The 14752-nt window shown below is 69.9% G+C and carries 11 protein-coding genes and 1 pseudogene; 9 read left to right on the plus strand and 3 right to left on the minus strand.

From position 1 onward, the window contains the following. From N1F91_RS27680 to erpA, 3 genes and pseudogenes are all read right to left on the minus strand, one after another. Positions 1 to 201 (minus strand): annotated as a pseudogene (locus tag N1F91_RS27680) (hypothetical protein); the annotation flags it as partial. After that, complete coding sequence (locus N1F91_RS27685) at positions 198 to 2588, minus strand: FecR domain-containing protein (RefSeq protein WP_289996941.1); 2391 nt, start codon at positions 2586 to 2588, stop codon at positions 198 to 200. The gene N1F91_RS27685 and the pseudogene N1F91_RS27680, both read right to left, overlap by 4 nt. Before the next feature lie 312 nt (positions 2589 to 2900). Beyond that, positions 2901 to 3251: an iron-sulfur cluster insertion protein ErpA gene (erpA, locus tag N1F91_RS27690; protein ID WP_289996942.1), complete on the minus strand. Its 351-nt coding sequence runs from the start codon at positions 3249 to 3251 to the stop codon at positions 2901 to 2903. A 69-nt stretch (positions 3252 to 3320) separates the two neighbouring features. On the opposite strand from erpA, the gene N1F91_RS27695 reads away from it, so the two are divergent. The 9 genes from N1F91_RS27695 (at position 3321) to tatB (ending at position 14718) form a co-directional block, all read left to right on the plus strand. After that, positions 3321 to 4541 carry a deoxyguanosinetriphosphate triphosphohydrolase gene (locus N1F91_RS27695; protein WP_289996944.1) on the plus strand — a complete coding sequence of 407 codons (1221 nt, stop codon included), beginning with the start codon at positions 3321 to 3323 and terminating at the stop codon, positions 4539 to 4541. Positions 4542 to 4598: 57 nt separating this feature from the next. Beyond that, a complete protein-coding gene (argS, locus tag N1F91_RS27700; protein ID WP_289996945.1) occupies positions 4599 to 6356 on the plus strand; it encodes an arginine--tRNA ligase in 1758 nt (585 codons plus the stop codon). 102 nt (positions 6357 to 6458) lie between these two features. Continuing rightward, on the plus strand, positions 6459 to 9917 hold the full coding sequence (locus N1F91_RS27705) for an SPOR domain-containing protein (protein WP_289996946.1): 3459 nt from the start codon (positions 6459 to 6461) through the stop codon (positions 9915 to 9917). 112 nt (positions 9918 to 10029) lie between these two features. After that, positions 10030 to 11049, plus strand: coding sequence for a beta-N-acetylhexosaminidase (gene nagZ / locus N1F91_RS27710; RefSeq protein ID WP_289996947.1), 1020 nt, complete (start codon positions 10030 to 10032; stop codon positions 11047 to 11049). Positions 11050 to 11099: 50 nt separating this feature from the next. Continuing rightward, complete coding sequence (locus tag N1F91_RS27715; RefSeq protein WP_289996974.1) at positions 11100 to 11897, plus strand: ScpA family protein; 798 nt, start codon at positions 11100 to 11102, stop codon at positions 11895 to 11897. 16 nt (positions 11898 to 11913) lie between these two features. Further along, complete coding sequence (gene scpB / locus N1F91_RS27720; RefSeq protein WP_289996975.1) at positions 11914 to 12633, plus strand: SMC-Scp complex subunit ScpB; 720 nt, start codon at positions 11914 to 11916, stop codon at positions 12631 to 12633. Positions 12634 to 12681: 48 nt separating this feature from the next. Beyond that, on the plus strand, positions 12682 to 13851 hold the full coding sequence (locus N1F91_RS27725; protein ID WP_289996949.1) for an ABC transporter ATP-binding protein: 1170 nt from the start codon (positions 12682 to 12684) through the stop codon (positions 13849 to 13851). Between the two features lie 34 nt (positions 13852 to 13885). Further along, positions 13886 to 14107 carry a twin-arginine translocase TatA/TatE family subunit gene (locus N1F91_RS27730; protein ID WP_289996950.1) on the plus strand — a complete coding sequence of 74 codons (222 nt, stop codon included), beginning with the start codon at positions 13886 to 13888 and terminating at the stop codon, positions 14105 to 14107. A gap of 44 nt (positions 14108 to 14151) precedes the next feature. After that, positions 14152 to 14718 (plus strand): Sec-independent protein translocase protein TatB, encoded by a 567-nt coding sequence (gene tatB / locus N1F91_RS27735; RefSeq protein WP_289996952.1) that lies wholly within the window; start codon positions 14152 to 14154, stop codon positions 14716 to 14718. Positions 14719 to 14752 lie beyond the last annotated feature (34 nt).

A 14752-nucleotide genomic window follows, 5' to 3' on the forward strand; every position in this document is an offset into this window, starting at 1 on the left:
ATGGATGCGCCCGGCATCGGCCGGCACCAGAACCCGCACCACCTGCCGGAAATCATGGTCGCCCTCGTTCACCCGCGCCAGCGGCCCGAAGACGACGAGATGCGGCTCGAAGGGCTCGTCGGCCTGGCCGGATGCCGGCGCGAGCAGCAGCGCGGCCAGCGCTGCGCCGGCCAGCGACCGTCGAAGGCGCGCCGCCCTCATCGCACCAGCTCCACCTGGCTGACATTGCCGGCCACGTCGGCGAGTTCGACGACGATGGTGACGACGTCGCCTGCGGCGCGGCGCGGCAGCTCGACCGTGCCCTGGTAGGATTTCCGCGCCCGGTTGTAGCGCAGAACGCCGTCCTTCTCCGCCGTGCCGGAGCGCACCGCGTAGCGCGAGGTCTGGGCGAGGCCCGATGCATCGGTGGCGCCGATGCGGATCTGGAACAGCTCGGTCTCGCCGCGATCCTCGACGGAAATCTCCTGCGCGGTGATCGCCGGCCGCTCCGTGTCGTAGACGATGGTGCGCTTCTCGATGGTGACGAGCCCGACCGGACTGGTCGCGACGATCTCGATCGTGTTCGATCCCTGCACGAGCGCGACCTCGCCGGTGGCGATACCGGCTTCCATGGCGAAGGCCGTGCCATTGACGGCGACCCGGTTGGCCGGATCGGTTTCGAAGGAGAGGAGCAGCGCAGCGCTGGCCGTGACCTGGGGCAGGGGCTCGGTCGGCCGCAGCCGCGGCGCCTCGTCGAGGATCGCCGCCGCGATCCTTTCCTCATAGGCGTAGCCGGAAACCGTCGTGACGCGGATCTCGAGGTCTTCGCTGCGCGCCGACAGGGGCACGTTGAGCGCGAACCGCCCGTCGGCCGAAGCGATCGTCTCCGAGCGCGGCTTGCCGGCGCCGTCCAGCACCGATACGCGCGCGCCTCCGATGACCGTGCCGGCGAGCGACAGCACGTCGTTGGCCGAAAGGAAGCGGCCGGCCGCGTCGCGGGGCAGGGTGCGGTCGTAGAGGATGTCGGCGCGCAGGTCGGCGACGTAGTCGAAGGCGATCCGCCGCTCCGTCTCGTTGCCGGCCGTGTCGCGGGCGACGACCAAGACGTCGTTCAGCCCTTCCCGCGCGTCTATGGTGAGGTAGAAGCGCCCGCTCTGGTCGATGTCGGCTACCGCGCCGTCGATCATCACCGCAGCGCCCGCTTCCGTCTCGCCGGAGATGGTGACGGCGGCCTCGCGCAGCACGGCTCCGGGCTCGGGCGTCCTGATCTGCAGGAAGGGCGGGGTGTCGTCGGTGCGCAGCTCGAACTTGCGCACCGAGCTCATCTGGCCGGGCAGGCCGAAATCATCGAGCGCGGCGACGCGCCAGTAATAGGTCCCGGGCGGCAGCGGATGATCATCCAGCCGGTTGACCTCGATGCCCCACAGGCTATCGGCCATGCGGTCGAAGCGGCCGTCATGGGCAATCTCGATCCAGTAGCCGCCGCTTGTCTCCGCCGCGTCCCAGCCGAGGTCGACGCTGCCGCCATAGACCACTGCCTCGTCGGACGGTGCCTGCAGGGCGATGCGCGACTGGATGCCGATCTTGCGGCCGGGCTTCTGGCCGGGACGCACCACGGTACCCTCGTTGCGCCCCAGCACCAGCGTCTCGTCGCCCGCCGTGATGGCGACCGGGCGCACGTCGTAGTTCGAGAACTTGGCGCCGTCGGCGTCCTGGCTGACCCAGAAGCTGCCGGAATCGATCTTGGCGTCGACATTCTCGAGCTCGACCTCGAGCTGGTTGCGGTCGCTCTCCGTGGCCAGCAGCGCGTAGAAATCGCCCTCGACGAGGCTGATCTTGGCCTCCTCGCGCCGCCGCAACGGATCGACCCGCATGCGCTGGATGACGGCCTGCGAATTGGCGTTGAGCCGGAGCCGGCTGGCATCGCGGAACACCACCTGCGCGGTGGAGCGCGACAGCGTGCGCAGTTTCTCCTGCTCGTTGAGGATGGCGTTGAGGTCGCGCTCCGACCAGCTGTTCTCCGTCGTCTTCTGCCCTTCGACCCAGCCCTGGCGGTCGCTGAGTCGCGCTTCCGCCTCGACGTCGCGCTGCTCCTCGCTCTTCAGCCGCGCCGCCTCGGCCCGGTTGATGGCGCGCGACGACAGGTCGATGGCTGCGGCATAGACGCCCTCGCGGTCGCGCACCGTCGCCTCGTCGCGGAAATCGATGGCGTTGCGGATCAGGATCGGTGCGTAGAGCTGCGCGCCCGACTCGTTGGCGCGCTGGATCTCGGAGAGCGACGCGTCGAGCGCCGACGCCGACAGGCGTCTCTGGTTGCCCGGAAGCAGAAGCTCCTGGCCGATGGCGAGTTCGGTAATGTCGGCGACATTGTTGACGCTGAGGATGATCGGCCAGAGATCGGGATTGTCGAGATAGCGCTGCGACAAGGTCCGCAACCCGACGCCCGGCTCCAGCCTGATCTTGATGAACTCGTCGGCGCCGGGCGTGCCTGCCTGGGCGCGGGCCGGATCGGCACTCCCGCAGGCGAGCAACAGAGAAAGACAGCAGGCCCCGACCCCCGCAAGGCCCGCCCGCCGTCTCCCGCCCTGACGCTCGTCGCCGATCGTCACTCCCCAAATCCCCAACCGCGAAGCGATCTCAGCCAGGACCACTCGTTACTGTTTACTCGTTGGTAACCATACGGAATGCGGCCGCCGGAATCCAGCCGCAAAATCGGCGGAAAACGACAGGGAAATGTCCCAGAACAGGACAGAATTCAGGGACTTGGCCCGGAAACCGCAGGTGGGGGAGAAGGCGGCCGCCGGCTCGCGCGTCAGCCGCAACCCGGCCAGGGCGCGCCGCCATGCGCACGCGACAAGGCGCCGCGGCGACGTGCGGATGCCGGCTGCGCGCGTCCGCAACAGCGCGCAGATGGGGGGTCGTCAGACGGAGAAGCTGGTCCCGCAGCCGCAGGAGGCGACGGCGTTCGGGTTCCTGATCTGGAACGACTGGCCGATCAGGTCGTCGACGAAGTCGATCACCGAGCCGCCCATGTAGATCAGCGACATCTCGTCGATAAGCACCGTCGCGCCGTCGCGCTCGATCGCCACGTCGTCGTCGTTGCGTTCGCCGGTCAGGTCGAACTTGTAGGAGAAGCCGGAACAGCCGCCGCCCTCGACGGAGACGCGCAGCGCGGTCTTGTCGGCCTCGTCCGCGACGATCCGGGCGATCCGCTTCGCGGCCGCCTCGGTCAGTTCCACGCCCTTCATCGAAATCTTGGCGTCGCTGCCCATGGCATCACCTTGCTTTTGCGCTACGACGATAGGTATGAAGCGCATCGGGGCAAGTCAACCGGCAGGGGCATGAGCGCGCAAGGGCCACGCGACGACATCGGCTATGGCTATCGGCCCCGCGCCGTCTATGCCTGCGACCCGGCGGTGACGCGCGGGCGCTTCTATCTCGAGCCGGAGAGCCCGACGCGCACGCCGTTCCAGCGCGACCGCGACCGCATCATCCATTCCACCGCCTTCCGCCGGCTGAAGCACAAGACGCAGGTCTTCTTCGCCCACGAGGCCGACCACTACCGCACCCGTCTCACCCATTCCATCGAGGTCGCGCAGATCGCCCGGGCGCTCGCCCGCGCGCTGCGCCTCGACGAGGATCTCGCCGAGGCCGTGGCGCTGGTGCATGATTTCGGTCACACGCCCTTCGGCCATACCGGCGAGGACGCGCTGCATGCGAAGATGGCGCGCTTCGGCGGCTTCGACCACAATGCCCAGGCGCTGCGCGTCGTCACCAGGCTCGAGCGCCGCTATGCCGAGTTCGACGGGCTGAACCTGTCCTGGGAGACGCTGGAGGGCCTCGTCAAGCACAACGGTCCGCTGGTCGGTCCGGACGGGGAGGGGCTGAAGGCGCCGCTGCCGCAGTCGATCCGCGACTTCGACGCGCTGTTTCCGCTCGACCTCGGCGGCTTCGCCTCGCTGGAAGCGCAGGTGGCCGCCATCGCCGACGACATCGCCTATGACGCGCACGACATCGACGACGGGCTGCGCTCGGGCCTTCTGACGCTCGACATGCTGGAGGGGCCCGCCTTCACCGCCGAGCTGCTCGCCATCGTGCGCGGTCGCTACCCGGCGCTCGACCCGGTCCGCACCGGCCACGAGCTGATGCGGCGCCAGATCACGCGGATGGTGGAGGACGTCATCGCCGAGGCGCAGGCGCGCCTTGCCGAGCTCGATCCTGCGTCGCACGAGGCGGTCCGCGCCGCGCCGCGCGCCATCGCAGCCTTCTCGCCGGACATGCAGGCGAAGGAGAAGGAGCTGAAGGCCTTCCTCTACGCCAATCTCTACCGCCATCCCGACGTCATGACGGTGCGGGCGCGGGCCGAGCGCATCGTCACCGACCTGTTCGACGTCTATTTCGACGATCCGCAGACCATGCCCGAAGGCTGGCGCGGCATCCTTGCGCGGGCGGGAGACGCGGTGAAGGCCCGGCATGTGGCCGATTTCCTGGCGGGCATGACCGACACCTACGCGCTCAAGGAGCACCGGCGGCTGTTTGACCATACGCCCGATATCGGATAGGCGGAGCCCGCTAACGGCGCAGCCCCGCCGGCATCTCCAGTTTCCGGAAGACGACCGATGAACATCTTCGCCGATTTCCACGATCGGATCAGCAAGGCCATAGTCTCGCTCGGCCTGACCCCCGTCGACGGGTCCGACCTGTCGCTGGCCCGCGTCACCGTCGAGCCGCCGCGCGATGCCGCCCATGGCGACCTCGCCACCAACGCCGCCATGGTCCTGTCCAAGGCCGTCGGCGAGAATCCGCGCGCGCTGGCCCAGAAGATCGCCGACCGCCTGAAGGACGAGCCCGACGTCTCGCGCGTCGACATCGCCGGTCCCGGCTTCATCAACCTCGCGCTCAGCGACGCCTTCTGGCAGGCGCGGCTGCGCGAGATCCTCGCCGCCGGCCTCGACTACGGCCGCTCCACCGTCGGCGCCGGCCGCCGCGTCAACGTCGAATACGTCTCGGCCAACCCGACCGGCCCGATGCATGTCGGCCATTGCCGCGGCGCCGTCGTCGGCGACACGCTGGCCAACCTGATGGCTTTCGCCGGCTACGACGTCGTCAAGGAATACTACATCAACGACGCCGGCTCGCAGATCGACGTGCTCGGCCGCTCCGCACTGCTGCGCTACCGCGAGGCGCTTGGCGAGAACATCGGCGAGATCCCGGCCGGGCTCTACCCGGGCGACTATCTGAAGCCGGTCGGCCAGGCGCTGCTCGACGAATACGGCTCGGGCCTGCTCGGCATGGCCGAGGCGAAGGCGCTGGAGATCGCCAAGGACAAGGCGATCGAGATGATGATGGAGATGATCCGCGGCGATCTCGCCGCTCTCAACGTCCACCACGACGTCTTCTTCTCCGAGCGCAGCCTGCATGCCGGCAATGGTGGCAAGATCCGCTCGGCCATCACCGACCTGACGCTGTCGGGCCATGTCTACAAGGGCAAGCTGCCGCCACCCAAGGGCCAGAAGCCGGAGGACTGGGAGGACCGCGAGCAGACGCTGTTCCGCTCCACCGAGGTCGGCGACGACATCGACCGGCCGCTGGTCAAGTCGGACGGCGCCTTCACCTATTTCGCCGCCGACGTCGCCTACATGAAGGACAAGTATGCGCGCGGCTTCGAGGAGCTGATCTTCGTGCTCGGAGCCGATCATGGCGGCTACGTCAAGCGCCTCGAGGCGCTGGGCCGGGCGCTTTCGGGCGGGTCGCTCAAGATCGAGGTCCTGCTGTGCCAGCTCGTGCGGCTCTACCGCGATGGCGAGCCGGTCAAGATGTCGAAGCGGTCCGGCGATTTCGTCACCCTGCGCGACGTCGTCGACGAGGTCGGCCGCGACCCGATCCGCTTCATGATGCTCTACCGCAAGAACGACGCGCCGCTCGACTTCGATTTCGCCAAGGTCACCGAGCAGTCGAAGGAAAACCCGGTGTTCTACGTGCAGTACGCGTCCGCGCGCTGCCATTCGGTGTTCCGTCAGGCGGCGGAGCATTTCCCCGGCGCCGACTTCGACCGCGCCACGCTCTCGGCGGCGGTGGATTCGCTCGCCGACGAGGCCGAGATCGCCATGGTGCGCAAGCTCGCCGAATACCCCCGCATCGTGGAGGCGGCCGCCGCCGCGCATGAGCCGCACCGCATCGCTTTCTACCTCTACGAAGTCGCCAGCGCCCTGCATGCCCTGTGGAACCGCGGCACCGACAATCCGGACTTACGTTTTCTTAAGGTTAACGATCCAGTATCGACCAACGCCAGACTAGGGCTGGTGCGGGCCGTACTTGACGTCTTGACGTCGGGGCTCGGGCTCCTCGGTGCTGATGCTCCAGAGGAAATGCGCTGAAAAGCCCGAAAACCCGCCACCTTTCGCCCACATTGCGCTGGTAACGACCGAAAGTTCGCTGCGACTCCGTCGCGCGGACAACTGCGAGTGCGGGGACGACGAATGGCAGATCTTAAGCATCTCAAGGTGCAGCCTCTCGGCGGAAACGGCGACGGTGATCCGCTGGCCGAGCTGACGCGCATCATGGGAATGAACCCGCCGTCTTCCGCTTCGCGCGATGCGGCATCCGAGGATTTCGGGATCGACCTCGAGCGGGAAATGCTCGGTGATTTCGGTGCCAACGACAGCCGTCCGCCGGAGGCGGCGGCAGTGCGCGCCGCGCCTGCGCCCGACGCGCCGATCCGGACCTTTGCGCCGCCATCGAACGACAGCTGGAAGTCGGCGTTCAGCGACCTGGCGCCCTTGGCGCCCGCGGTGACGTCGGCGCCGGCCGAGCCGGTGCGTCCGGCCTCCGCGCCGATTGCCGGAACCGCAAGACCGGCCGCTGCACAGCCGAGCCAGTCTCCGCGGCCGGGCGTGCCCGCAGAACCGCCCGTCCTTCGCAGCGACTGGAGCGCCCCTCGGGCGCCCGAGCCTGTTGCCGCGCCTGCCGCCGACAAGGCGGAAGAGGATCCCTTCGAACGGCTCGCCGCCTTCTCCCGCCAGTGGCTCGATCGCCGGCAGGCCGATTCGCCTGCCGAGGGGACCCGGCCTGCCGGAACCGGTTTCCGGATGCCCGAACAGCCGGCCGGACCCGTTTCCGCCGTGCCGTCCGCCGGGCGGCAGTCCGCGCCGCCGATTCCCGTGCTTCGGCCCGCGGCGCCGGCCGCAGCGGCATCGCCCGCTCCCTCTTCGCCCGCTGTTCCCACGTCGCCCCCCGTTGCAGCTTCGCCCGTGGCGTCGTCGCCCGCTCCGGCGCAGCAGGCCGTCCCGGCACGGCAGCAGCCCGCTGACGAGCAGCCGGCCGCTCCGGCCCGCATGATCGAGTCCGTCGCTGCGCCCGAGGACAAGATCTTCGATCCCTTCGCGGAACTCGTTGCCATGGCCGGCCATGCCCGCCCGGCCGCAAAGCCGGAGGCCCCGAAAGCGGAGGTCCCGAGGGCGGAGGCCGCTGCCGGTCCGGCCGCGCCGCAGCGGCAGGGCACGGCACCGGCTGCAGGCGCTGCACCGGACGCGGGCCTGCACAACCAGTCCTTCATCGCCAATCCGTCCATCATAGCGCGCCGCACCAACTGGCAGTCGGTGCCGGGCGGAGCTGCCGCGGTAACGCCGCGCGAAACGCCGGCTGCCGCCGCCCCCGTTGTGCCCGTCTCCTTGCCGGCCGCGCCCGCCGCCGAAGCCGCCGCACCTGCGGAGCCGGAGCCGGTCGAGGCATCGGCTGCCGATTTCGACGTGTCCGCGGCCGACCCGCATGCCGGCGCCGTCTCCCCGGTGCGGCAGGAAGAGGCTCCGGCCGAACCGAATGCCGCGCCAGACCCGACCTGGGACGCGATATCGGACTGGGTGAACCGTCCGAGCGAGCGGAACGGCATGCCCGCGCAGGGCGCCGACGAGGGGGACGACGACCTCGACGACGACTTCTTCTTCCGCAAGGACACCGCAGGGTCCGAAATCCTCCCGCCCGTCGCGCGGATTCCGGAGCTTGCGCCTCAGGTCTCGGACCAGGAGGATTTTTCGGACTTCGGCGACGACTTCGATCTTGAGAGCCTGCTGCGCAGTGAGCTCGAAGGCGAGGGGCTGCGCTCCGGTGCCGCCCAGGTAGACAACCCGGCCGCCGAGCCCGTATCGGCCGCCGCGCCGACTGCGCCCGTCGAGGCGCGTTCCGTGCAGCCGGCGTCGGACGGACCCGCCGACGAACCGGCGGCGGCGCGGGATAGCGCCCCGCAGGAGGCCGTTCCGGCGATGATTGCCGATCTTGCACGCGACGACGACACCGACGGGCCGGCCGGTATCCGCGACGACGGAGGCATGCCGGAGGTCGATACGGTCGAGGTGCCCATGGCGCGCTATGTCGTCGCCGACGAGATCGATCTCCCCGAACTCGCGGTCGAGGACGAGATTCCGCAGGCGGTCGCGGCCGACGACATCGACGCCGATTTCGGCGGCGGGTTCGAGGATCGTGCCGAGACGCGCCCCGCCTCTGTCATGGCGGGTGCTGCGGCGCCGTCGGTGACGAGCGAGGGCTGGTCGCGTGTGTCGCCGCGCCAGCCGGAGCCCGGGCGTGGTGGCCGGGACGAAGCCGTGGACGATCTCGATGCCGCCTTCGATGAAGCGGTCCGGTCCTGGGCGGATGCCGAGAGCGAGAAGGACATCATGGCCGAGCGCGGCGCGGCGCCCGCCTGGCTCAGCATGCGGCCGGATGCCGGCGCCGTCGACGACGATGATGGTTTCGATCCGGAATACCATCCCGTTCCGGCCTCTTCGCAGGAAGCCCGCCCGGTCCAGCGGCGCCGCGGTTTCGTGGCTGCGGCAGTGGTCGCCGGCGTCGCGGTTCTGGGGGGCATCGGCGCCTTCGCCCTGTCGCTCGGCGGCGGCGGTGGCGACGACGAACCGGTGCTCGTCCGTGCCGATCCCGATCCGGTCAAGGTCAAGCCGGAGCAGCCTGGCGGTGCCACGGTGCCCAACCAGGACAAGGCGGTCTACGAGCGCTTCACGTCTGGCGACTCCGCCACGCAGACGTCTCAGGAGAAGCTCCTCTCCACGCAGGAAGAGCCCGTCAATCTGGCGGTCCGCACGGTGCCCATCACCGCGCCTGCCCCCCTGATCGACCCCACGGAGGCCGAATCGGCCGATGAGTTGCCGGGCGCTTTCGGCCAGGGCGCCGATGCCGCCGGGCTCAAGTCCGAAGATCGGGTCGAAGCGGCCGACGAGATCGACAACGCGCTGGCCGGCGAGGTCGCCGTCGTCACGCCGCGGCGCGTCCGCACCATGGTGGTTCGCCCCGACGGAACCATGGTTCCGCGCGAGGAGCCGCTTGAAGAGGCGCCGTCGGTCGTGGCCGCCATTGCCGAGCCGGAGCCGGAAGCGCCCGCGCCTCTGGCGCAGGCACCGATTCGCACCAGTCCGGCTGCGCCGCCAGCGGCCTCGACGGCTGCGCCTGCCGACAATGCCGCCGCGACGCCGGCTCCCGCGACCGAAACCCCCGCGCGGCAGGAGCCGCCGGTGCGCAGGGTGGAGACGTCGACGATCACCCGCGAGCAGGCGACTCCGGTCCGCGGCCCCGTCGCCCCGGCGCGTCCGTCCGACCAGCCCGTCGACATCGTCGGCAATGCCGGTGCTGCTGCGCAGGGAACGCAGGTCGCTGCCGCGCAGCCGGTCCCGGCCGTTACCGCGCAGAGCAGCGAATGGGTCATGCAGATCGCTTCCCAGCCGTCGCCGGAAGGCGCGCAGGCGAGCTATGCCGACCTGTCGCGCCGCTTCGCCTCCGTGCTCAACGGACGCGGCGTCAACATCGTCAAGGCCGAGATCGCGGGGAAGGGCACCTTCTGGCGCGTCCGCATCCCCACCGGCTCGCGCGCCGACGCCAACGCGCTGTGCGAACGCTACAAGGCCGCCGGCGGCAGCTGCTTCGTGTCGAGGTAGCGAACCGACCATCGTCCCGATGCCAGCAGGCCGTCCCTCGGGGCGGCCCGCTCGCGTTCGGGCCGGCGCGGCCGATTTCCCTCTTGCGGCCAAACGCACTACCTTTCGCGGCATGAGCGAATCAAAAGCCGTCATCTTCGGGTCAACCGGCAGACGCCTCACCGACGAGGAGCGTGCCTTCTATCGCGGTGAAGCGCCGTGGGGCTTCATCCTGTTTGCCCGCAACGTCGGCGAACCGGCCGAGATCGCCGATCTCGTCGCCGCGATGCGCGACTGCGTCGGCCGTCCCGATGCACCCGTCTTCATCGACCAGGAGGGCGGCCGCGTGCAGCGCCTGCGTCCTCCGCTGGCGCCCAACTATCCGCCGGCATCCACCCTCGGCGCCCTCCACGCCGCCGATCCCCCGGCGGGGCTGCGCGCGGCGTGGCTGATGTCGCGCCTGCACGCCTACGACCTGATGCGCTTCGGCATCAATGCCGATTGCCTGCCCGTGCTCGACGTTCCCGTCGAGGGCGCGCACGACGTCATCGGCAACCGCGCCTATGCGAAGGACCCGGCGGTGGTGGCCGCGATAGGCCGCGCGGCGGCCGAGGGGCTGATGGCCGGCGGCGTGCTGCCGGTGATGAAGCACGTGCCTGGCCACGGCCGCGCCTTTTCCGACAGCCACCTCGCGCTGCCGGTGGTCGACGCGCCGCTCGATGAACTCCGCGCCCGCGACTTCGCCCCCTTCGTCGCACTGGCCGACCTGCCGATGGCGATGACGGCGCACGTCGTCTACACGGCACTCGACCCCGACTTCCCGGCGACGACGTCCGCTCGCATCATCTCCGAAATCATCCGCGGCGAGATCGGCTTCGACGGGCTTTTGATGAGCGACGACGTCTCGATGAAGGCGCTTTCTGGGGATTTCGACGAAAAGGCCCGCGCCATCCTTGAAGCCGGCTGCGATGTGGTCCTTCACTGCAACGGCGTGATGGACGAGATGAAGGCGGTCGCCGCCGGCTGCGCGGTCCTGTCGCCGCAGGCACGCCGCCGCGCCGACCACGCGCTGTCGCTCCTCGGACGCGGCGATGGCGCCGTCGAGGCCGCCGTGCGCGAGGAGTTTTCCGCCCTGACCGGGGCCGTCGCATGAAGGGATGAAACGTGGCCGAGGCCGCCGCAGCGATGGGCAAGCCCACTCCGATGGAGCGCCTCTGGGCGCCCGAGGCGGAGGCGCGCGACCCGGACGAAGCGCTGGTCGTCGACGTCGACGGGTTCGAGGGGCCGCTCGACCTCCTGCTGCACCTCGCCCGCAGCCAGAAGGTCGATCTTGCCCGCATCTCCATCCTGGCGCTCGCCGAGCAATATCTCGTCTTCGTCGACCGCGCCCGCAAGCTGCGGCTTGAACTCGCCGCCGACTATCTCGTCATGGCCGCCTGGCTCGCCTTCCTGAAATCGAAGCTGCTGATCCCGAAGACGCCTGGCGACGACGGCGAGAGCGGCGAGGAACTGGCCGCGGTCCTGCAGTTCCGGCTGAAGCGGCTGGAGGCGATGCGCGACGCCGCCGCCCGCCTCGTCAATCGCAACCGGCTCGGCCGCGACGTCATGGCGCGCGGCATGCCCGAGATCGTCGTGCTGGAGAAGCAGACCACCTACCAGGCCTCGCTCTACGACCTCCTCACCGCCTATGCCATCCAGCGCCAGCGTCAGGCGGTCACCAACGTCCGCATCGCGCGGCGCACCGTCTGGTCGCTGCAGGACGCGCGCGACCTCCTGACGCGCCTCGTCGGCCGGATGCGCGACTGGACCGCTCTCGACCGCTTCCTCGTCGACTACCTGGCGAGCCCGCAGGAGCGCGCCACCGCGATCGCCAGTTCCTTCGCCGCCTCGCTGGAACTGGTGCGCGAGGGCACGCTCGACATCCGCCAGGACGGCGCCTTCGCGCCGATCTACCTGCGCTCGCGGCCGAAGCCCGCTGCACCGGAGGCCACGCATGCGTGATCCGCGAGCGGCCGCCATGCCGGCCCATGACGACGACGCCGTCTTCGCCGGTCCGGCCGGCAACGACAATCCGGCCGAGCGGCTGCATTTCGCCGAGGCGATCCGCATGGCCGAGGCCATCGTCTTCGCCTCCGCCGAACCGGTGACGGAAAAGGCGCTCGCCGCGCGCCTGCCCGACGGCATCGACGTCGCCGCGGTGATGGCCGCCATGCAGCGCCAGTACGAGAAGCGCGGCGTCAATCTCGTGCGCGTCGCCGACGCCTGGGCTTTCCGGACAGCCGGCGACCTCGCCTTCCTGATGAGCCGCGACGCGCCGCAGCAGAAGAAGCTGTCGCGCGCCGCCCTCGAGGTGCTGGCCATCATCGCCTACCACCAGCCCGTCACCCGCGCCGAGATCGAGGAGGTCCGCGGCGTCGAGACGTCCAAGGGCACGCTCGACACGCTGCTCGAAAGCGCCTGGGTCAGGATGCGCGGCCGTCGCCGCACGCCCGGCCGCCCCGTCACCTACGGCACCACCACCGCCTTCCTCGACCATTTCGGCCTCGCCGAACTGCGCGACCTGCCCGGCATGGACGAGCTCAAGGGCGCCGGCCTGCTCTCGGTGCGCATGCCGTCGAACTTCTCCATGCCGCTGCCGCCCGCCGATTCCGACGAACTCTCCGACGACGAGGATCCGCTGACCGACATCGACCTCGAGGAACTCGGCCTGTTGACACCCCGCGGCGGGGATGGTTGACCACGGCACCCGGCCGCAGGGCGCCGGGACGGGCCGCGACGAGCATCGATGACGCATTCCAGCACAGGGCGGGCCAGCACAGGGCCGGCCGGCACGGGCCCGGCGGGCACCGGGCGGGCGGAACCCGCCGCGCGCGGCGTACGCCCCGCCACCGGCGTCAGCTTCGCCGCCAAGCTTGCCTATGAGAGCGTCTGGCATTCCTTCGGCCGCGGCGCCGACACGCTGCGCGGCGTGTCGCTGACGGCAGAGCCCGGCGAGGTGCTCTGCCTGCTCGGCCCCTCCGGCTCGGGCAAGACGACGCTGCTCAGGATCGCCGCCGGCATCGAGGCCCAGACGCGGGGCAGGGTGCTGCTCAACGATCGCGAGATCGCCGGGCCCTCGGTCTTCCTGCCGCCGGAGAAACGCTCCATCGGCCTGGTCTTCCAGGATTTCGCGCTGTTTCCGCACTACACCATCCTCGACAACGTCCGCTTCGGCCTCACGGCCCTGTCGGCCGCCGAATCGAAGCGCGAGGCGATGGCGGCGCTGGCCCGCGTCGGGCTGGAGCACCACGCCGGCTCCTATCCGCACATCCTCTCGGGCGGCGAGCAGCAGCGCGTGGCGCTTGCCCGCGCGCTTGCCCCGCGCCCGGCGGTGCTGCTTCTCGACGAGCCCTTCTCGGGCCTCGATTCCCGCCTGAAGGACAGCGTGCGCGCCGAGACGCTCTCGATCCTGCGGCAGAGCCGCGCCACCGCCATCGTCGTCACCCACGACGCCGAGGAGGCCATGCGCATGGGCGACCGCATCGCGCTCTTGCGCGACGGCCGGCTGGTGCAGCTTGGCCGCGCCGAGGACCTGTTCCAGAAGCCGGCCAACCTGTTCGTGGCGAGCTTCTTCTCCGAACTGAACGTCTTCGACGCCACGGCGCGCGACGGCATGGTCGAGACGCCGCTCGGTCCCTTCGAGGCTCCGGGCTTCGCGGCCGGGGCGGACGTCACCGTCGCCGTCCGCCTCACCGCCATCGAAGCGCACGAAAAGGATGGCGGTACGGAAGCCAGGGTGATATCCCGTCGCTTCCTGGGAGACTCCGAGGCCCTCGAACTCGCCGTGTCCGGCGCCGAGGTCCCCGTCAGGGCGCGCATCCGGTGTGGCGCTTTGTCTCCGGGAGCGCGCGCGGTCTGGCTCTCGGTTCGAAAGTCTGATGTGCTTGTGTTTGAAAGACGGGCCGATAGCGCCTAACTAAGTGAACGATCATCGTTCGGAAGAGGTTATCATGGGTTCCTTCTCCATCTGGCACTGGCTCATCGTCCTGGTGGTCGTGCTGCTGCTCTTCGGGCGCGGCAAGATCCCGGAACTGATGGGCGACATGGCCAAGGGCATCAAGAGCTTCAAGAAGGGCATGTCCGACGAGGACGAGGCGGAAAAGGCGCGGGTCGTCGAGCACCGCAACGAAGAAGCCGTCAAGGCCGCTAAAGAATCGGCGCCGAAGTCCTGATCCGGACGCGTAGGGTTCGGACCGCTCAACCGGAAGCGTAAGACATGTTCGACATCGGTTGGCCGGAGATGCTCGTGATCGCGGTCGTCCTGATCGTGGTCGTCGGGCCCAAGGATCTGCCGAAGATGCTGCGCACCTTCGGCAAGACGACGTCCAGCCTGCGAAAAATGGCCGGCGACTTCCGCAAGCAGTTCGACGAGGCGCTGAAGGAGGCGGAACTGGACGACGTCAAGTCGACCATCGACGCCGCCCGCAAGCTCAATCCCGCCGCCGACATCCGCAAGGCGCTCAACCCGATGGAGAAGGCGGCGTCCGACGTGCGCGCCGGCCTCGACGGGCTGATGAAGCCGCCGCCGCCGAAGGTGCCGTCGGCCGACGCGTCGGCAGCCCCGGCCGAGCCCGCAAAGGCCGGCCCCGCCGCGATGCCGGGCGAGCCCGCTCCGCTGCCCTCCGCGACCCCGTCCGCACCGTCGCCTGCCCCCGTCGCATCGCCGGCGCCTGTCGCGCCGCCAGCGTCCGTCGAGCCGAAGCCCGCGGCGAACGGCGCCGCTCCGCATCCCGCCGCCGAGGCTCCAAAGCCGGCCGCAAGCTCTTCCGGGGCCAGCTCGTGACTACTTCCGACGACGACATCGACAAGTCCTCAGC

The organism is Aquibium sp. ELW1220, from assembly GCF_030398385.1.
Classification (GTDB): domain Bacteria; phylum Pseudomonadota; class Alphaproteobacteria; order Rhizobiales; family Rhizobiaceae; genus Aquibium.